Origin of the sequence: Streptomyces sp. Rer75 (assembly GCF_013414305.1) — a bacterium.
GTDB lineage: Bacteria > Actinomycetota > Actinomycetes > Streptomycetales > Streptomycetaceae > Streptomyces > Streptomyces himastatinicus.
In genome coordinates, this window is record NZ_CP058693.1 from 6,751,617 (window position 1) to 6,771,316 (window position 19,700).

At 71.4% G+C, this 19,700-nt stretch carries 16 protein-coding genes; 11 read left to right on the plus strand and 5 right to left on the minus strand.

The annotated features are described in order from the left end of the window. Positions 1-45: 45 nt before the first annotated feature. Positions 46-1,746 carry a methylmalonyl-CoA mutase gene (locus HYQ63_RS29160; RefSeq protein WP_179936823.1) on the plus strand — a complete coding sequence of 567 codons (1,701 nt, stop codon included), beginning with the start codon at positions 46-48 and terminating at the stop codon, positions 1,744-1,746. Here the strand turns inward: HYQ63_RS29160 and HYQ63_RS29165 are convergent. Then, the gene (locus HYQ63_RS29165; RefSeq protein WP_179936824.1) at positions 1,722-2,426 is read right to left on the minus strand and encodes a TetR/AcrR family transcriptional regulator; all 705 of its coding nucleotides are present in this window, start codon (positions 2,424-2,426) and stop codon (positions 1,722-1,724) included. The two genes, HYQ63_RS29160 and HYQ63_RS29165, sit on opposite strands and share 25 nt — an antisense overlap. Positions 2,427-2,561: 135 nt before the next feature. Between HYQ63_RS29165 and HYQ63_RS29170 the strand changes: the two genes are divergently transcribed. From HYQ63_RS29170 to HYQ63_RS29200, 7 genes are all read left to right on the plus strand, one after another. Beyond that, positions 2,562-3,524, plus strand: coding sequence for a tetratricopeptide repeat protein (locus HYQ63_RS29170; RefSeq protein WP_179936825.1), 963 nt, complete (start codon positions 2,562-2,564; stop codon positions 3,522-3,524). 566 nt (positions 3,525-4,090) lie between these two features. Continuing rightward, on the plus strand, positions 4,091-4,708 hold the full coding sequence (locus tag HYQ63_RS29175; RefSeq protein ID WP_009714968.1) for a DUF6230 family protein: 618 nt from the start codon (positions 4,091-4,093) through the stop codon (positions 4,706-4,708). A gap of 141 nt (positions 4,709-4,849) precedes the next feature. Continuing rightward, entirely contained in the window at positions 4,850-5,380 is a 531-nt protein-coding gene (locus HYQ63_RS29180; protein ID WP_179936826.1) for a DUF6114 domain-containing protein, read from the plus strand. 73 nt (positions 5,381-5,453) lie between these two features. Then, complete coding sequence (locus tag HYQ63_RS29185; RefSeq protein ID WP_257232232.1) at positions 5,454-6,713, plus strand: hydrogenase expression protein HypF; 1,260 nt, start codon at positions 5,454-5,456, stop codon at positions 6,711-6,713. Between the two features lie 188 nt (positions 6,714-6,901). Then, positions 6,902-7,258 (plus strand): hypothetical protein, encoded by a 357-nt coding sequence (locus HYQ63_RS29190; protein WP_179936828.1) that lies wholly within the window; start codon positions 6,902-6,904, stop codon positions 7,256-7,258. Between the two features lie 2 nt (positions 7,259-7,260). After that, positions 7,261-8,562, plus strand: a complete 1,302-nt coding sequence (locus tag HYQ63_RS29195; protein ID WP_179936829.1) for a tetratricopeptide repeat protein — start codon at positions 7,261-7,263, stop codon at positions 8,560-8,562. A 3-nt stretch (positions 8,563-8,565) separates the two neighbouring features. Next, positions 8,566-10,179: an ATP-dependent Clp protease ATP-binding subunit gene (locus tag HYQ63_RS29200; protein ID WP_179936830.1), complete on the plus strand. Its 1,614-nt coding sequence runs from the start codon at positions 8,566-8,568 to the stop codon at positions 10,177-10,179. A 54-nt stretch (positions 10,180-10,233) separates the two neighbouring features. Here the strand turns inward: HYQ63_RS29200 and pyk are convergent, their stop codons facing one another. The 3 genes from pyk to pta form a co-directional block, all read right to left on the minus strand. Next, positions 10,234-11,661 carry a pyruvate kinase gene (gene pyk / locus HYQ63_RS29205; RefSeq protein WP_179936831.1) on the minus strand — a complete coding sequence of 476 codons (1,428 nt, stop codon included), beginning with the start codon at positions 11,659-11,661 and terminating at the stop codon, positions 10,234-10,236. 66 nt (positions 11,662-11,727) lie between these two features. Then, positions 11,728-12,873 (minus strand): acetate kinase, encoded by a 1,146-nt coding sequence (locus HYQ63_RS29210; RefSeq protein WP_179936832.1) that lies wholly within the window; start codon positions 12,871-12,873, stop codon positions 11,728-11,730. Positions 12,874-12,947: 74 nt separating this feature from the next. After that, on the minus strand, positions 12,948-15,044 hold the full coding sequence (gene pta / locus HYQ63_RS29215; RefSeq protein ID WP_179936833.1) for a phosphate acetyltransferase: 2,097 nt from the start codon (positions 15,042-15,044) through the stop codon (positions 12,948-12,950). A gap of 198 nt (positions 15,045-15,242) precedes the next feature. Here pta and HYQ63_RS29220 point away from each other — a divergent pair, with 198 nt between their 5' ends. The 3 genes from HYQ63_RS29220 (at position 15,243) to HYQ63_RS29230 (ending at position 18,749) form a co-directional block, all read left to right on the plus strand. Then, complete coding sequence (locus HYQ63_RS29220; protein ID WP_179936834.1) at positions 15,243-16,268, plus strand: ATP-dependent 6-phosphofructokinase; 1,026 nt, start codon at positions 15,243-15,245, stop codon at positions 16,266-16,268. A gap of 82 nt (positions 16,269-16,350) precedes the next feature. Then, on the plus strand, positions 16,351-17,634 hold the full coding sequence (locus HYQ63_RS29225; protein WP_179936835.1) for a hypothetical protein: 1,284 nt from the start codon (positions 16,351-16,353) through the stop codon (positions 17,632-17,634). Beyond that, a complete protein-coding gene (locus tag HYQ63_RS29230) occupies positions 17,625-18,749 on the plus strand; it encodes a hypothetical protein (protein ID WP_257232233.1) in 1,125 nt (374 codons plus the stop codon). Before HYQ63_RS29225 ends, HYQ63_RS29230 begins: the two co-directional genes overlap by 10 nt. Here HYQ63_RS29230 and HYQ63_RS29235 read toward each other — a convergent pair. Beyond that, positions 18,739-19,647, minus strand: coding sequence for a carbohydrate ABC transporter permease (locus HYQ63_RS29235; RefSeq protein WP_373689153.1), 909 nt, complete (start codon positions 19,645-19,647; stop codon positions 18,739-18,741). The two genes, HYQ63_RS29230 and HYQ63_RS29235, sit on opposite strands and share 11 nt — an antisense overlap. Between the last annotated feature and the right edge of the window lie 53 nt (positions 19,648-19,700).

Genomic DNA, 19,700 nt, shown 5'->3' on the forward strand with positions numbered 1-19,700 from the left:
AGTCAGCCGTCGACAATTAGTTGGACGTCCTAGTAAATTTGACGTATGGACGCCGAAGGCATTGAGGCAGGCCGCCGCCGCTGGCAGGCCCGGTATGACGCGGCGCACAAGCGCGACGCCGACTTCACCACCCTGTCCGGGGACCCGGTGGAGCCGGTCTACGGGCCCGCGCCGGGTGACACGGTCGAGGGATTCGAGCGGATCGGCTGGCCCGGTGAGTTCCCGTACACCCGGGGTCTCTACGCCACCGGCTACCGCGGCCGCGCCTGGACCATCCGCCAGTTCGCGGGCTTCGGCAACGCCGAGCAGACCAACGAGCGCTACAAGATGATCCTCAAGGCGGGCGGCGGCGGGCTGTCGGTCGCCTTCGACATGCCGACGCTCATGGGCCGCGACTCCGACGATCCGCGCTCGCTCGGCGAGGTCGGCCACTGCGGTGTCGCGATCGACTCCGCGGCCGACATGGAGATCCTCTTCAAGGACATCCCGCTCGGCGACGTCACCACCTCGATGACGATCAGCGGCCCGGCCGTCCCGATCTTCTGCATGTACCTGGTCGCCGCCGAGCGCCAGGGCGTGGACCACGCGGTGCTCAACGGCACGCTCCAGACCGACATCTTCAAGGAGTACATCGCGCAGAAGGAGTGGCTCTTCCCGCCCGAGCCCCATCTGCGGCTGATCGGCGACCTGATGGAGTACTGCGCGCGCGGCATCCCCGCGTACAAGCCGCTCTCGGTCTCCGGCTACCACATCCGCGAGGCGGGGGCGACGGCCGCGCAGGAGCTGGCGTACACCCTCGCCGACGGCTTCGGCTACGTCGAACTGGGCCTCTCCCGCGGCCTGGACGTCAACGCCTTCGCGCCCGGCCTGTCCTTCTTCTTCGACGCCCACCTCGACTTCTTCGAGGAGATCGCCAAGTTCCGCGCGGCCCGCCGCATCTGGGCCCGCTGGATGCGCGACGTCTACGGGGCGACGTCCGAGAAGGCGCAGTGGCTGCGCTTCCACACCCAGACCGCCGGGGTCTCGCTCACCGCCCAGCAGCCCTACAACAACGTCGTTCGGACCGCCGTGGAGGCGCTGTCCGCCGTGCTCGGCGGCACCAACTCGCTGCACACCAACGCCCTGGACGAGACCCTCGCGCTGCCCAGCGAGCAGGCCGCCGAGATCGCCCTGCGCACCCAGCAGGTGCTGATGGAGGAGACCGGCATCCTCAACGTGGCCGACCCGCTGGGCGGCTCCTGGTACGTCGAGGCGCTCACCGACCGGATCGAGGCCGACGCCGAGAAGATCTTCGAGCAGATCAAGGAGCGCGGCCGCCGGGCGGTCCCCGAAGGGCGGCACCCCATCGGGCCGATCACCTCCGGCATCCTGCGCGGCATCGAGGACGGCTGGTTCACCGGCGAGATCGCCGAGTCCGCCTTCACCTACCAGCGGGCGCTGGAGAAGGGGGACAAGAAGGTCGTCGGCGTCAACTGCCACCACGGCTCGGTCACCGGCGATCTGGAGATCCTGCGGGTCAGCCACGAGGTCGAGCGCGAGCAGGTGCGGATCCTGGGCGCCCGTAGGACCGGGCGGGACGAAGCCACGGTCGCCGAGGGGCTGAAGGCGCTGGTGGCGGCCGCCCGGGACGGCTCCAACATGATCGAGCCGATGCTGGAGGCGGTGCGCGCCGAGGCGACGCTCGGCGAGATCTGTGACGCGCTGCGCGGGGAGTGGGGGATCTACACCGAGCCCGCCGGGTTCTGACCGCCCCGGCCGTTTTCCGGCGCGCTTCCCGGCGGGGCGCCCGCGCCGCCGGGTGCGTCGCCGGGGTGCGCCGTCGCGGCCAGCCCGTGCAGCAGCAGCGTCGAGAAGCCCTGGGCCCACTCCGCGTCCACCGGCTCGGCGCTGACCAGCAGCCGGTGGACCACCGAGCCCGCGATCACGTCGAAGATCAGGTCCGCGTTGCGGGCCGCCGCGCCCGGATCGTCCTCGCGGGGCAGTTCGCCGCGCAGCTGCGCGCGCTCCCGGCCGATCAGCACCAGCCGCTTCTGCCGGTCCACGATCGCGGACCGGACCCGGGCCCCCAGCGCCTCGTCCTGGGTGGCCTCGGCGACCACGGCCATCAGCGCCGTCTTGGTCTCGGGCAGCTCCAGCAGCTCGGCGAAGCGCACCACCACGTTCTCGATGTCCGCCCGCAGGCTGCCGCAGTCGGCCGACATCAGGTGTTCGTCGAAGACCGCGGCGACCGCGTCCACGACCAGTTCGCTCTTGCCCGCCCAGCGGCGGTAGAGGGTCGTCTTGGCGACTCCGGCGCGTGCCGCGACGTCGCCCATCGTGAGCTTTCCCCAGCCCAGCTCGACCAGGGCGGCACGCGTCGCGCCGAGGATGGCACGGTCGGCCTCGACGCTGCGGGGGCGCCCTGTGCGCCTGCTGGGCGGGCTCATGGCGCATGACCCTACTCGCAGGTAGACGCGGGTGTCCCGGCCGGTTACGCTACGGCTCGTAGCGTAAGACCGGCCTGTCCGCGGATCGGCTGATGCGCTTTTCCATTCACCGCGTCGAGAGGGGAGGATAGGACCATGCAGCCACGGAACATGTCCATGAGTGGAGTGGTCGACCTCGCCGCGGTGAAGGCGGCCGGGGAAGCGAAGCAGAAGGCGGAGAAGGCGCGGGCCGACGCCGCCCGCACGGGCGCGCCCGCGCCCACGCGCCTGGTCTTCGACGTCGACGAGGCGGGTTTTCAGCAGGAGGTCCTCCAGCGCTCCACCGAAGTACCGGTCGTCATCGACTTCTGGGCTGAGTGGTGCGAGCCGTGCAAGCAGCTCGGACCGATCCTGGAGAAGCTGGCCGGGGAGTACGCGGGGAAGTTCGTCCTCGCGAAGATCGACGTCGATGCCAACCAGATGCTCTTCCAGCAGTTCGGCGTGCAGGGGATCCCCGCGGTGTTCGCGGTGGTCGCCGGGCAGCCGGTGCCGCTGTTCCAGGGCGCGGCGCCGGAGGCGCAGATCCGCCAGGTGCTGGACCAGCTGGTCCAGGCCGCGGAGCAGCAGTTCGGCATCGTCGGCGCCCCGGCCGAGGCGCCGGCGGAGGACGCCGGGCAGGAGGCCCCGGAGGCGCCCGCGGGTCCGTACGACAGCGCGCTGGCCGCGGCCCATGAGGCGCTGGACGCGGGCGACCTGGGCGGTGCCGTCCGCGCGTATCAGAACGTGCTGAACGACGACCCGGCCAACGCGGAGGCCAAGCTCGGCCTGGCCCAGGCCCAGTTGCTGGAGCGGGTGCAGGGCCTGGACGCGCAGCAGGTGCGCAAGGCGGCCGCCGACAGCCCTGCGGACTCGGCGGCGCAGATCGCGGCGGCCGACCTGGATCTGGTGGGCGGTCATGTGGAGGACGCCTTCGGTCGCTTGGTCGACGCGGTGCGGCGCACGGCGGGGGAGGACCGCGAGGCGGCCCGGCTCCATCTGCTGAGCCTCTTCGATGTGATCGGCGGTGACGATCCCCGAGTGGTCACGGCGCGTAGCGCGTTGGCGCGCGTCCTGTTCTGACCTCGCGGCTCTCAAACGGAACAGCGGCCGCGCTTTACCAAAACTTGGTAAACGCGGCTGCTGTTACTGCTAGTAAGGCCGGGACGGGGCTTTGTCCGTTCTTGCCGTTAAATCTCCCCGTCTTTCCGGGCGTTGAGCGGCGACCCTGCGTGCCCGGGCTCGACCGACCTGCCGCAGATCGGTTATCAGCCCGTTACTCGCTAGTAACGAACCCCTTGTGCCCCGGCCGTGAATGGACCACGATCGGCCAAGCTCGGTCCATCTTCAACGAAGCCCGGCAACCGGTCGGTGCGGTGCTGCGGGTGGGTCCCCACCGGGCAGGCCGGCGGCAGTGGCGTCGGCCGTGGACAGGGGGGTCTCTGCCCAACGGGCAGGGCCTGTCCAGGAGGTTGCGCGAGAAGCGTGGCCAGTGGTTGTCGCTCGGGGGTGATCGCCGGTGTTTCGGCGGGTGCAGTTCGCGCCTGTGAGACGTGGGCGCTCTCCTTCCCGAGGACGTAGCACTTCTCCCATCCCAGTTCGGGGCCGCGGCCCCGGCCGGAGATGTACGTCCGAGAAGGAGGAAAGTCATGGAGTCCCTGGCTCGTGGCGGGACCAGATGGAAGCGGTTCGCCGTTGTCATGGTCCCGAGCGTTGCTGCCACGGCCGCGATCGGCGTCGCCCTGTCACAGGGTGCGCTCGCGGCCTCGTTCAACGTGTCCGGCCAGCAGTTCAAGGTCGCGGTCGACCGGCTCGACGGTACGGGCTTCGCCCAGTACGGCGCGATAGACACCCAGCACGGCGGGAAGAACATCCCCGTCGCGGTGTCCGCGTTCAAGAGCGCCAAGCTCAAGGGTCTGTGCCAGTCGGTGGTCGTCCCGGTCCCGGTCTTCGGCGACGTGTCGCTGAAGCTGTCGGCCGGTAACGGCAGCAAGACGGTGGAGGCGAAGAACCTCTTCATCGACCTCGACCAGCTGGACGCCGACGCGACGTTCCGCGGCATCGACATCGGTGTGGCGGCGGGCGACGCGAACAAGGGTCCCGGGATCAACAAGGGTGACAAGGCCCTTCCCGGCTCCTTCGCCCAGCAGGCCGATTCGGCGACGCTGACCGGTGTGAAGCAGACCGCTTGGGCGACCAGTGCGGGCACGTTCAAGCTCTCCGGCCTTTCGATGAAGGTCAGCAAGGGCAAGAACGAGTGCTTCTAGAGCGCTGAGCTGGAAGGGTGGGGGGCCGCGGCGCTGCCCCTCACCCGGCATCGCCCAGCAGCGCTTAGGCGCCACGCAGTTCAGTACCGCAGTAGAACACTTGCGATCACCTAGATCGCCAGCCCCAGGGAGCTGTTTTCAATGAGTGCCGAGTCGCCGGGGGCGCGTGACCGTACCAGCCATTGGCGCAAGTCCTTCAGGGCATGGCGCTGGCAGCGCCCGTTCTGGGCGGGGCTGCTCACCACCCTGGCCGGGCTGCCGATCATGTACTTCCCGTACAACAGCCTCAACGCGGGCGGGTTCACGATCAACCTGTCCACCACCGCCGGATCCGCCTCGCTCATCATCGGTGTACTGCTGGTGATGCTGGGTCTGACCATGTGGTTCCAGCCCATGGTGCGGGTGTTCGCCGGGGTCGCCTCGATCCTGCTCGGCCTGGTGTCGCTGCCCGTGTCCAACATCGGCGGCTTCCTGATCGGATTCCTCCTCGCCCTGTTCGGCGGTGGCATGGGGGTCGCCTGGGCGCCGGGCGAGACCCCCACGGCACAGCCGGCCGAGGGGCCGGGAACCGCGCCCAAGGACGGCGCTGACGATGGCGGTGTGCCGGAGCCGGCCGGGGCCGGACCCGCACCGGACCAGGAAGCCACGAATGGGAGGCACCGTGCGGGGTGAAGAGGAGCAGGCCGCGGACGGAAGTCCGCGCCGGGCCAGAACCGGACCGCGGCATGCGGCGCCGAGGAAGTCGATGCTCACTCGCCTTCAGGTGCCCGCGGGCAAGGCGATAGCGCTGGCCGCCATGCCGACGGCCGTGCTCATGGGCATGGGGCTGACCCCGCAGCTCGCGTCGGCCAACACGCGGGCCGAGGACCGGTACAAGGCCGGACCGTGCGTCTCCCAGCCCGACGAGGCCGACAAGGACGACGCCGAGGGCAAGAAGGACGCGTCCGACGGCAAGGACAAGAGCGGCCAGGACGGCACGGACGGTAAGGACACGGACGGCAAGGACCAGGGCTCCAAGGCCCCGTCCGGCTCGTCCGGCTCGTCTGGGGGTGGGGACACCGCACCCGCCAAGCCGACCCCGACCACCCCGACCCCGAGCCCGTCCGGCTCGTCGGGTTCCGGGGACGAGGAGGAGTCCGAGGAGCCGAGCGCGTCACCGAGCCCGTCGGAATCCGAGACCAAGAACCCGCTGGACCCGCTGGGCATCGGGGACAAGCTGCACGACATCTTCACCCCGGACAAGGGCGACGAGGCCGAAGGCGACGACGCCTCGGCCGAGCCCTCCGCCACGCCCAGCCCGTCGGCGTCCTCCGCCACGCCCAGCCCCTCCCCGTCCACCGAGGAGAAGGCCGACAACCCGGTCAACGACACGGTGGACAAGGTCGGCGACGGCGCGAAGGACGCCGTCGACAAGGCGGAGAAGGCGGCCGAGGACGCCAAGGACAAGGCCGACAAGGCCCTGCCGAAGCCCTCCCCGTCCGGTTCCCCGTCCGACGGCGCGGACGGCGGCAAGGTGGGTTACCCCTGCCCCGAGTTCGACGCCGACGCGTACAAGAACGCCGAGGACGAGCCGACCGCCAGCCCGCTGCCCGACGACCCGTGGGTCCTCAAGACCACGATGCTTTCCCTGCACGGCCTGGACTACAAGGGCATCGTCGACGTCAAGACGCACAACGGCCAGTCGAAGAAGGTCCTCAAGTTCACCGCCGAGGGCGTGGACATCAAGGACCTGCACCAGCTGGTCAAGGGCCCGGCCGGGACCACCACCAACGTGGCGGCGCGCGAGGGTTCCACCTCGACCTTCCGCAACGGCACGGTGACGATGTACACGGAGGAGCTGAAGGGCAACCTCCTGGGCATCATCCCGATCACCTTCAGCCCGAAGAGCCCGCCGCCGGTGAACATCCCCGAGGTGTTCTTCACCGATGTGACGGTCACCCAGGCCGGTCAGTTCGGCGGCGAACTGACCATCCCGGGAATGCACGTGTACAAGACCGGGGAATAACCCCGGAAAACCACAAACCTGTTCGGGAGCCGCAAGCCCCTCTTCGGAGGGCACCGCCCGCGGACACCAGGCCGATCGCCCGGTGTCCGCGGGCGCGTTTGTCCGTGCCGGGCTCTATCATTACCTTGAGTGTTCGCATGGACGCGCACCATGCCGCTTGGCGCGCGCCGGGGGAGACGGGGGCAGCGGTGGAGAGCCACATTTCGGTCGACGGCCCGGAGCCGGACGAAAGCTTGGAGCAGCTTGCCGCATGGCTGCGCGACGAGCCCGAACTGGCGGGCCGGGTGAGGCCGAAGACGGCCCCGCCGCGCGACGGCGAGATGGGCGCGGCCGTGGAGCTGCTCGTCGTCTCGCTGGGTGCGGGCGGCGCCCTCTCCGTCCTCGCGGGCTCGCTGCGGGCCTGGCTGTCCCAGCCGCGCCGCTCCGGCATCAAGGTCACGGTCCACCGCCCGGACGGGCAGCGGCTGGAGATCGACGCCCGGCACGTGACCAAGGAGTCCGTCGAGGAGATTCTCCGGCAGGCGCTGCGCGCAGAAGAGGAATAGCCATGCGGTTGCCCGATTCCGAGCGTTCCCGGGCGGTCCTGATCGGCACAAGTCGCTATTCCGATCCAAAACTTCCGGACCTTCCGGCGGTGCGGGACACCATCGAGGATCTGGCCGCAGCCCTCACCCACCCCGCGTACGGGGGCCTTTCGGACCGGCATTGCACCGTGTTGCTGGACCAGGGCGACATTCAGCAGGTGGGCCGTTCCTTACGGGCGACCTCGGCCGGGGCGGAAGACCTGCTGCTGGTCTATTACGTCGGACACGGCCTGATCGCGCCCAGGCGGCAGGACTTGTATCTGTCGCTGGCCGACAGCGAATTCGAGGACCCCGAGTTCGGCTCCCTGGAATACCGCAAACTGCGCGACGTCGTCCTCGACAGCCGCGCCACCTCCAAGGTCATCATCCTCGACTGCTGCTTCTCCGGCCGCGCGCTGAGCGGCACCATGGCCGGGCCGGAGGCCGCCGTGCTGGGGCAGGTCGATGTGGCGGGCACCTATGTGATGGCGTCCTCCCAGGGCAACGAGGTCTCCCTCATCCAGGACGGCGAGAAGAACACGGCGTTCACCGGCCGCCTGATCCGGCTGCTGCGGGACGGCGTGGCGGGCGGGCCCGAACTGCTCAGCATCGACGAGGTCTACCGGCGGCTCCAGACCACCATGACCGCGGAGGGCCTGCCCGCGCCCCTCCAGCGCGGCTCGCGGAACGCCGCCCTGCTCGCCCTCGCCCGCAACCGCGCCCACCGCCTCCCCGACGACCCCGCCCGGCACGAGGCCGCGGTGGCGCTGTGCGAGGCGGGGAAGTACGCGGAGGCGGCCGAGGCGTTCAGCGCCCTGCTGGAGGAGCAGGAGAGCCTGCTGGGCGCCGACCACGTGGCGACGCTGCGCACCCGTCAGTGGCTCGCGCACACCCGCGGCGGGGCCGGGGCGCCCGCGGAGTCGGCGGACCGGCTGCGGGAGGTCCACGCCCGGCAGACCCGGCTGTTGGGCCCCGACCACCCCGACACCCTCCGCAGCCGCCAGTTCCTCGCCGTCAACCTGGGCGAGTCGGGGCGGCGGCCCGAGGCGATACGGATGCTGCGGCTGCTGCTGTTCGACCGGCGGCGCGTCCTGGGCGACGACCACGCCGCGACGCTGCGCACCCGTCATGTCCTGGCCCACAACCTGGCCCGGACGGGCGAGCGCGACGAGGCGGTGGCGCTGCTGCGCGAACTGGCCGCGGACCGGGAGCGGGTGCTGGGCCCGGACCATCCGCACACGCTGCGGGCGCAGCGGGATCTGTCCGAACTCGTGGCTGCGGGGTGAGAGATGTTCGAGCGCTTCACCGACCGGGCGCGGCGGGCGGTGATCCTGGCGCAGGAAGAGGCCCGGGACCACAACCACAACTGGATCGGCACGGAGCACATGCTGCTCGGCCTCGTTCGCGAGGGGGAGAGCCTCGGCACCGAGTTCTTGGCGAGCATCGGGGTGCCCGCGGCCGGAATGCGGGAGCGGGTAGAGCGCACCCTCACCAGGGGAACCACGACCCCGAGCGGGCACATCCCCTTCACCCCGGCGGCCAAGCGGGTGCTGGAGGACGCGGACCGGGAATCCACTGAGCTGGGCATGCACCACGTCGGTGTGGAGCACCTGGTGCTCGGCCTCCTGTGCGAGCAGGACGGCATCGCCACCCGGGTTCTGGGGGCGTACGGCCTCGATCTGGAAGCCGTGCGGGAGCGGGTTCGCAAGCCTGCCGTCTCGGGGAGCGAGTTCTTCGGACGGTTCACCGACCGGGCGCGCCAAGCCCTGATGGCGGGCCAGGAGTCCGCGCGGAAGCTCAACCACAACCACCTGGGGACCGAGCACATCCTGCTGGGCCTGTTCGCGGTGGAGGGCGTCGCCGTCACCGCTCTGCACAACCTCGGCATCTCGCATGACGCGGTCCGCGAGCAACTGATCAGGACCGCCGGTTTCGGTACGAAGCCGCCGACCGATTCCATACCGTTCACGGTCCGGGCCAAGAAGGCGCTGGAGCTGGCGCTCAAGGACGCCTTGACGCTGGGCCACAACTACATCGGTACGGAGCATCTGCTGCTGGGCCTGATGCGGGAGGGCGAGGGGACCGGGGCGCAGCTGCTGCGCGGGTTCGCCCCCCAGGAGCGGGTGCGGGGCGAGGTCATCCGCCTCCTCGCCGCGCCCCCGCCCGCACCGGCCCCCGCGCCCGCACCGGCCCCGGAGCCGCCGCCCGTGGTCGTCGGCCGCGAACCGGAGATCCAGCGCATCATGCAGATCCTGATGCGCAAGTCCCGTAACAGCGCCCTGCTGGTGGGGGAGCCGGGCACCGGGCGCACGTCGATCGTCTCGGGACTGGCCCAGCGCATCGCCCAGGGCGGCGTACCGGCGAGCCTGGCCGATGTGCGGCTGCGGGCCGTCGACGCCACGACGGCGGGGGAGGCGGTGGAGGACCCGGACCGCACGGTGCTGTTCCTGGACGACGTCCGGCCGGGCGACGCCGATGCGCTGCGCGCGCTCGGGCGGGGGAAGCCGCGGGTCATCGCCGTCACCGACCCGGACACCTTCGCGGAATTCCCGGACCTCGGCGCGTACTTCCAGGTGGTCCCAGTCGGTGAACCCACCCATGCCGAGGCCGTCGGCATCCTGAAGCAGCTGCGCCGCGAGTACGAGGCGCACCACCAGGTCACCATCACCGATGACGCCCTCGACGCGGCCGTCGCCCTGTCCGCGCGGCACATCACCGACCGCGTGCTGCCGGGGAAGGCGGTGGAGGTCCTGGACGAGGCGGGGGCCAGGGTGCGGATGACCGACGGAGCCGCGCAGACCGTGGACGCATGCCACATCGCGGAGCTGTTCGCGGACCAGACGGCAGACCAGGCCGCGGACGAGCCGTCCGTCGACGACCGCTACATCTGGGCCATGAGCTGAGCGGCCGGGCCCCGAAGGGACCCGGCCGCTCAGCTGTTCAGCAGGTGCCGGCGGTTACCGGTTCTCGCCGCCCAGGTGGTGCACCCGGACCATGTTGGTGGTGCCGGGGACGCCGGGGGGCGAGCCCGCCGTCATGATCATGATGTCGCCCGCGCTGTAGCGGCCGAGCTTCGACAGCTCGGCGTCCACGAGGTCCACCATCGCGTCGGTGTGCTCCACGTACGGCACCACGAAGGACTCCACGCCCCAGCTCAGCGTCAGCTGGTTGCGGGTCTCCGGGTCCGTGGTGAACGCCAAGATCGGCTGCTGGGCGCGGTAGCGGGAGAGCCGCCGCGCGGTGTCGCCGGACTGGGTGAAGGCGACCAGCGACTTGGCGCCCAGGAAGTCGGCGATCTCGCACGCCGCACGGGCCACCGAACCGCCCTGGGTACGCGGCTTCTTGCCGGGCACCAGCGGCTGGAGGCCGCGCGAGAGCAGCTCCTCCTCGGCGGCCTGGACGATGCGGGACATCACCTTGACCGTCTCGATCGGGTAGGAGCCGACCGACGACTCGGCGGAGAGCATGACCGCGTCCGCGCCGTCCAGGATCGCGTTGGCGACGTCGGACGCCTCGGCGCGGGTCGGCCGGGAGTTCTCGATCATCGACTCCATCATCTGGGTCGCCACGATGACCGGCTTGGCGTTGCGGCGGCACAGCTCGATGAGCCGCTTCTGGACCATCGGGACCTTCTCCAGCGGGTATTCCACCGCCAGGTCGCCGCGGGCCACCATGACGCCGTCGAACGCCGCGACGACGTCCGCCATGTTGGCGACCGCCTGCGGCTTCTCGACCTTGGCGATCACCGGCACCCGGCGGCCCACCTCGTCCATGATCCGGTGCACGTCGCGGACGTCGGCCGCGTCCCGGACGAAGGACAGCGCGACCATGTCGCAGCCCATCGTCAGCGCGAACCGCAGGTCGTCGATGTCCTTCTCGGACAGCGCGGGCACGTTGACCGCCGCGCCCGGCAGGTTGATCCCCTTGTGGTCGGAGATCACCCCGCCCTCGATGACGATCGTCCGGACCCGGGGGCCCTCGACGGCGGTGACCCGCAGCTCGACGTTGCCGTCGTTGATCAGGATCTGGTCGCCCTTGGAGACGTCCCCCGGCAGCCCCTTGTAGGTGGTGCCGCAGATCGTCCGGTCGCCCTCGACGTCCTCGGTGGTGATGATGAACTCGTCGCCGCGGACCAGCTCCACCGGGCCGTCCGCGAAGGTCTCCAGCCGGATCTTGGGGCCCTGGAGGTCGGCGAGGACGCCGACCGCGCGCCCCGTCTCCTCGGATGCCTTGCGAACGCGGTGGTAGCGCTCCTCGTGCTCCGGGTGGCTTCCGTGACTCATGTTGAAGCGGGCCACGTTCATCCCGGCCTCGATCAGCGACTTGAGCTGGTCGTAGGAGTCGACGGCGGGGCCCAGCGTGCAGACGATTTTGGAACGGCGCATGAGGCTGATCCTATCGGTTTGTTTCGGAGCGGAATATTTCTGAGCGAGTCGAAGCCGAGTCGAAGGCTAGTCGCTGACCAGATCGAACGTCTGGCTCGCGATCTCCAGCTCCTCGTCGGTCGGCACCACCGCCACCGCGACCCGGCTGCTCTCGGCGGAGATCAGCCGCGCCGCGGAGCCGCGCACCGCGTTGCGCACCGCGTCCACCTCGATGCCGAATGCGGGCAGATCGCGCAGCGCGGCCTCCCGCACCGCCGCCGAGTTCTCCCCGACGCCGGCCGTGAACGCGATGGCGTCCAGCCGCCCCAGCACCGCGGTGTACGCGCCCACGTACTTCCGCAGCCGGTGGATGTAGATGTCGAACGCGAGCTGCGCGGCCGGGTCTCCCTCGCCCATCCGGCGGCCGATCTCGCGCATGTCGTTGTCCCCGCACAGCCCGATCAGCCCGCTGCGCTTGTTGAGCAGGGTGTCGATCTCGTCCGTCGACATCCCGCCCACCCGGGACAGATGGAAGATCGCCGCCGGGTCGAGGTCACCGGAGCGGGTGCCCATGACCAGACCCTCCAGCGGGGTCAGCCCCATGGAGGTGTCCACGCACACCCCGCCGCGCACGGCGGAGGCGCTGGCGCCGTTGCCCAGGTGCAGCACGATCGTGTTCAGCTCGGTGACGTCCTTGCCCAGCAGCTTCGCCGTCGCCCGGGAGACGTACGCGTGCGAGGTGCCGTGGAATCCGTACCGCCGCACCCCGAACCGGTCGGCGGTCTCGGTGTCGATCGCGTACCGGGCCGCCGACTCCGGCATCGTGGAGTGGAACGCGGTGTCGAAGACCGCGACCTGCGGCAGGTCCGGGCGCAGCGCCCGGGCCACCTTGATGCCGGTGACGTTCGCAGGGTTGTGCAGCGGGGCCAGCGGGACCAGCTTCTCGATCTCCTCGACCACCTCGTCGGTGATCAGGGTGGGCTCGGTGAACCGGGTGCCGCCGTGCACCACCCGGTGGCCGATCGCCGCCAGCTCGGGCGAGTCGAGCCCCAGGCCCTGCCCCGCCAGCTCCTCCGCGACCTGCTTGAGCGCGGCCGTGTGGTCGGCGACGGGGCCTTCCCCGATCCGCTCCACCAGGCCGGAGGAGAGCCGGGCGCCGTCCGCCATGTCCAGCAGCTGGTACTTGACGGACGAGGAGCCGGAGTTGAGGACGAGGACGCGGGAGCCGTTCACGCGGTCTGCACTTTCTGTGGCGGGGTTGTCGGGGTTGTCGGGGCTGTCAGGGCCGGGGCCATCGGGGCGCCGGGTCACCCGGTCGCCGGGGTGGTCGGGGGCGTCTGGGACTGGGCCTGGACCGCGGTGATCGAGACGGTGTTCACGATGTCCTGCACGAGTGCCCCGCGGGACAGGTCGTTCACCGGCTTGCGCAGACCCTGGAGCACCGGGCCGACCGCGACGGCGCCCGCCGAGCGCTGCACGGCCTTGTAGGTGTTGTTGCCGGTGTTGAGGTCCGGGAAGATCAGCACGGTCGCCTTGCCCGCCACCTCGGAGTCCGGCAGCTTGGTCGCCGCGACGGCCGCGTCCACCGCGGCGTCGTACTGGATCGGGCCCTCGACCATCAGGTCCGGGCGGCGCTCGCGCACCAGGTCGGTCGCCTTGCGCACCTTGTCGACGTCCGCGCCGGAGCCGGAGGTGCCGGTGGAGTACGACAGCATCGCGATCCGCGGCTCCACCCCGAACCGGGCGGCCGTGGTCGCCGACTGGATGGCGATGTCGGCCAGCTGCTCGGCGTCCGGGTCCGGGTTGACCGCGCAGTCGCCGTACACCAGCACCCGGTCGGCCAGGCACATGAAGAAGACGGACGAGACGATCTGCGCACCCGGCGCGGTCTTGATGATCTCGAACGCGGGCCGGATGGTGGCCGCGGTGGAGTGCACCGCGCCCGAGACCATGCCGTCGGCCAGGCCCTCCTGGACCATCAGGGTGCCGAAGTACGAGACGTCGGACACCACGTCGTACGCCTCCTCCTGGGAGACGCCCTTGTGGGCGCGCAGCTTCGCGTAGATCTCCGCGAAGCGCTCCCGCAGCGGCGAGGTCTCCGGGTCGACGATCTGCGCCTCGGCGAGCTGGATGCCCAGCTCGGCGGCGCGCTTGCGGACCGTGTCCTCGGCGCCCAGCAGTGTGAGGTCGCACACATCGCGGCGCAGCAGGACGTCGGCGGCGCGCAGCACCCGCTCCTCGGTGCCCTCGGGGAGCACCACCCGGCGGCGGCCGGACCGGGACCGTTCGATCAGCTCGTGCTCGAACATCATCGGGGTGACGCGGCCGGAGCGGGCCACCGCGATGCGGTCGGTCAGCGCGGCGGTGTCCACGTGGCGCTCGAAGAGGCCGAGGGCGGTCTCGGCCTTGCGCGGCGCGCCCGCGTTCAGCTTGCCCTCGATGGCGAACAGCTCGGCCGCGGTCGGGAAGGAGCCGCCCGCCACCGCCGCCACCGGGGTGCCGGGGGCCAGTCGGGAGGCCAGCGCCAGGATGTCGGGTCCGGGCCGCTCGTCCAGGGTGAGCAGCACCCCGGCGATCGCGGGGGCGCCCGCGCTGTGCGCGGCGAGCGAGCCGACGATCAGGTCCGCGCGGTCGCCGGGTGTGACCACGAGACAGCCCTCGGTGAGCGCGGGCAGGAACTTGGGCAGCATCGCGCCGCCGAAGACGAAGTCCCGGACGTCCCGGGAGAGTCCGGCGTGATCGCCGAGCAGCACATCGGCGCCGAGGGTGCGCACGATCTGGGAGACGGTGGGCGCCGACAGCGACCCGTCCTCGGGGAGGACGTAGCCGGGCACCGGGAGCCGGGAGGCCAGCCGCTCGGCGATCTCCGCGCGGTCGTCCGGCACGGCCCGGTTGACGACGACGGCGACGACGTCGCAGCCCTGCGCCTCGTACGCGCGGTAGGCGTTGTGGGCCTCGGCGCCGACGGCCTCGGCGTTCTGGTCCTGGCCGCCGACGACGGTGATCACCGAGGCGCCGAACTCGTTGGCGAGCCGGGCGTTCAGCCCCAGCTCGTCCGGGAGGCTGGTGTCGGCGTAGTCGCTGCCCAGGACGAGGACGTACTCGTACTCGCGGGCCACCTCGTGGAAGCGGTTGACCAGTCGCGAGACCAGCTCGTCGGAGCCCTGCTCGGCCTGGAGGGCGGCGGCCTCCTCGTAGCTCATGCCGCTCGCCGAGGCGGGCGGCTGGCTGAGCCGGTAGCGGGCCCGCAGCAGGTCGAAGAGGCGGTCGGGGTTGTCGTGCACCAGGGGACGGAAGACGCCGACCCGGTCGACATGGCGGGTCAGCAGCTCCATGACCCCCAGCTCGACGACCTGGCGGCCGTCACCCCGTTCGATCCCGGTCACGTACACGCTGCGCGTCACGCGTGCTCTCCGTTTCCTCGGCGTTTTCCTTACATGCATCCTTCGGATACAAATTGGCCGCTTTCGGTGGCCCAGTCCTCTTGACAATACCTTTGGCCATGGTTAAGGCGCTCGGCAGCATGGGATACAGCACTACCCCGCCCATGAAACAATCGGACTGGCTCACATCTACCCGTAGGGAGCAGGAGACACAGCACGATGCGCATCGGAGTTCTCACCGCAGGCGGCGACTGCCCCGGCCTCAACGCTGTGATCCGGTCGGTGGTGCACCGTGCGGTCGCCGGCCACGGGGACGAGGTGATCGGGTTCGAGGACGGCTTCAAGGGGCTCCTCGACGGCCGTCACCGCAAGCTCGACCTCGACGACGTGAGCGGCATCCTGGCCCGCGGCGGCACCATCCTCGGCTCCTCCCGCCTGGAGCGTGCCCGGCTGCGCGAGGCCTGCGAAACCTCCAAGGACCACGCCCGGGACTACGGCATAGACGTGCTGATCCCGATCGGCGGCGAGGGCACCCTGACCGCCGCCCGGATGCTGTCGGACGCGGGACTGCCCATCGTCGGCGTCCCCAAGACCATCGACAACGACATCTCCTCCACCGACCGCACCTTCGGCTTCGACACCGCCGTCGGCGTCGCCACCGAGGCCATGGACCGCCTCAAGACCACCGCCGAATCGCACCAGCGGGTCATGGTCGTCGAGGTCATGGGGCGGCACGCGGGCTGGATCGCCCTGGAGTCCGGCATGGCGGGCGGCGCCCACGGCATCTGCCTCCCGGAGCGGCCCTTCGAGGTCGACGGGCTGGTCAAGATGGTCGAGGAGCGCTTCGCGCGCGGCAAGAAGTTCGCGGTCATCTGCGTCGCCGAGGGCGCGCACCCCGCCGAGGGCGCGATGGACTACCAGAAGGGCGAGATCGACCAGTACGGGCACGAGCGGTTCGCCGGTATCGGCAACCGGCTCGCGGCCGAGCTGGAGCGGCGGCTCGGCAAGGAGGCCCGCCCGGTCATCCTCGGCCACGTCCAGCGCGGCGGCACGCCCACCGCGTACGACCGCGTGCTCGCCACCCGCTTCGGCTGGCACGCCGTCGAGGCCGCCCACCGCGGCGACTTCGGCATGATGACGGCGCTGCGCGGCACCGACATCTCCATGGTGCCGATCGCCGAGGCGGTCACCGAGCTGAAGACCGTCCCGGCGCACCGCATGGACGAGGCCGAGTCCGTCTTCTGAGCCACCACCTCGTACGGTCCCCGCCTGATCCGGTGGTCCGGGGGGACGGAGTCGATCAGGGGGGTAGGGAGATACCGGCGGGATGGGCGGGTTAACGGACCGTGTGTGGCTGCGCTACGCGATCCTCTTCGTACTGATCACGGCGCTGGTCACCGGTGCCGTCATCGCGATCGGCGGCAAGGGCGGCGGCCATCTCGCCGCCAACCGCGACCAGTTACGGAGGGCCTGCGACGGCGCCCTGCCGTACGGCGACCTCGAACGGCTGGTGCGGGACGCCCGGCCCGGTGAGCTGAGACAGCACGGCACCATGCTCGCCCCCGGCCGGGAGAGCCGCTCCCTGCTCGACTGCTCGCTGTCCTGGGGCGGCGGCAACGCGGTCACCGTCCACGCCGAGGCGCTCGTCTCGGACGTGCCCCAGGGCATGGAGACCCGCCAGATCGTGGACCCGGGCCCCGGCGGCACCTTCACGGCGCCCGGCACCACCGGCCGGTACGGGGCGCGGGGCGCCTGGCTGGTCGCCGACTGCCTGGGCGGGCTGGACGGCCGGGTCCGGCCGACGACCGATCTGTACGTCACGGCCAGGGTCACCGACGGACGCACCGGGGCCGACCGTACGACCGCGCTCACCGGCTTCCGTACCGCCGTCCACGTCGCCAACGCCATCACCAGGGCGCAGCGCTGCGGCGGGCGCCCGCTGGACCCGCCGTCCCAGGTCGTGGCCACCGCCCGGACCGCCGGGGACCAGGGCGGGGGCGGCGTCACCGGCCCCTCCGCGCGGCGCTGCGACTGGATCAGCCCGTCCTCGGTGCCGGGGCTCCGGCCCGGGGCGTGGACCACGCGCGGCGACGCACAGGACTCCACCTCCTTGAGCGCCTGCACCGGCGACTGGGACCCGGGCGCCCCGCGGAACGAGGGCGTGACGCCGCAGGACTGGCAGATCACCGGGGTCGAGGCGGCCAGTTGGGCGGGGATCCTGGGCCGGTCCGCGTACGACTCGTACGAACGCGAGGGCCATGTGCCCGGCTGGGGCGCGGACGAGGAGAACCGGCTCGCGAAGGCCGGATCCCCCGACACCGACGCATCGGATGCGGTGGACCGGGTCCCCTCCTACCTCACCCATCCCCAACTCGCCCTGTGGGCCCAGTCGGTGTGCGGCGGCCGGGTCACCTACCACCGCGTCTCCGTCCTGCCCCGGCTGCACATACCCGATGGCGAGACGGTCCCGCTCGGCCCCGGGCAGCGCGCCGCGCTCGCCGAGACCGCGCACACGCTGCTGGCCCGCTATCTGGGCGCCGAGGACGGCTGGCCGAAGTCGGCGGGCTGCCGTGACACGAAGGTGCTCGGGGAGGTGGAGGAGTGGCACTGACGACCGGGCCGCGGTCGCTGCTCACCCGGCGGCAGGTGCGGGGCATCGCGGCCGCCGCGCTCGCGCTGGCCGTCCTCACCGGCGTGATCGTCTGGTTCGCGGGCAGCGACGAGAGGGCACTGGACGAGGCGTGCGGCGGGGCGCTCGCGGCCGACGAGGTGCGCGCGGTGCTCGGCGACAGCGGCGTGGACGTGACCAGCAGCACGAAGGGCGCCTTCGGCGGCGGCCATGGCACGTCCCTCGACGTGCGCTGCCAGGTGACCGCCGAGGGCAGGGGCCGCGTGGGCGTCACCATCTCCGGGGCGCCGCGCCCCCGCGCCGAGTACGGGACCGGCGAGCTGTACACCGCCGTACCCGCCCGCGACACCCTCCCCGTACCCGTAGGCCACGGCTGGTCCGGCCTCCTCGCCACCGACAACGCCCGCCAGGGCGACCCCGGGGACGGCAAGGCCACCGCGGCCGTGCTGCTCGACTGCGCCGGGAGCGGCCGCAGTCTGCTGATCACCGTCGAGACCACGCTCGGCGGCGCCACCCTGGACGACCCCGCCACCCGGCCCGCCTTCGTCCGCACCGCCACCGCCACCGCGCAACGGGCCGACGACCGCTGGGACTGCGGCGCCCGGCTGGGCAAGCAGGTCTATGACGTGGACCTGCCGGTGAACGAGGACGAGTACGAACCGCTGCTCGGCGCCACCGGCACCTGCGCGACCGTCCCCACCGCCGCCCGCTCCGCCGTCTCCACCGCCCGCGAGACCGCCCGGGCCCGCGCCCCGCGCGAGATCTGCGCCCTCGGCGCCCGCGACGGTTCGCCCCGCTACCGCCTGGACGCGTACTACGGGCCGTACGCGGAGGACGCCCGCGCCCAGTACACCCGCAACGACGGCGAGGACGTCACCCCCGCCGAGAAGCCCGCCGGGCGGCTCGGCCAAAGCGCCTACTGGGCCGGGGCGGACTGCCCGGACGGCGCCCCGCGCGCCCTGTACCTGATCCGCGCCGACGACGCCGACGGCGACGCCCGCGCCCGCCCCGACCTCGGCTACGAACGCGCGGCCCTGTCCGCCTTCGCCGCCCGCTCGGCCGAAGACCACGGCTGTGCCAAGCCCGTCACCCCTTGACGGCACCGCCGAGTGTGAAGCCGCCGCCCAGCCGCCGGGAGATGAGCACGTACAGCAGCAGCACCGGGGTGGAATAGAGGATCGAGAACGCGGCGAGCTGCCCGTAGACGATCTGCCCGTGGTTGCCGAAGAAGGTGAAGATGGAGACGGACGCCGGGAGTTGTTCGGGGGTGAGCAGCAGCATGAAGGGGACGAAGAAGTTGCCCCACATCATGATGAAGCTGTAGATCGTCACGACCGTGATGCCCGGGCCCATCAGCGGCAGGATGACCCGTGTCAGGCTCTGCGCCCAGGACGCGCCGTCCGTCCAGGCCGCCTCCTCCAGGATCACCGGCACGCCGTCCATGAAGTTCTTCATCAGCCAGATCGCGAAGGGCAGTTGCGAGGCGGCGAGGAAGAGCGCGGTGCCGGACATGGTGTCGATCAGGTCGACCTGGACGAAGAGCCCGTAGACCGGGACCATGATCGCGGTGATCGGCAGACACGTCGTGAACAGCACGGTCATCAGATACGGCCGCACCAGGCGGGAGCGGAACCGGGACAGCGGATACGCGGCGAGCGCCGCGCACGCGACGGTCAGCGCGGTGGCGCCGCCGCACAGCACCAGGCTGTTGAGCATCGGCGTGAACGTGATCTCGTCCGTCCACACCGCCGAGAAGTTGTCGAGCGTCGGGGTGCCGGGCGCCGACACCCGTAACGTCGCGTCGCCGTCGACCGAGGCGAGCACCAGCCAGGCCAGCGGGAGGACGAAGGCCGCCGCGACGACCAGCAGCGCGGCGTCGGCCGCCAGCCGTCGGCGCAGCCGGGGCGACCAGCGGCGGGGAGGGCGGAGCCGGGGCGACCGGAGCCCGGGGGACCGGAGGGGACGGGACCGCGGGCGGGCGGAGAGCACGGACAACCTCGGACCTCCTCGCGCGCTTGCGAGCGCAGTCGATCGGCGCCGTCGATCAG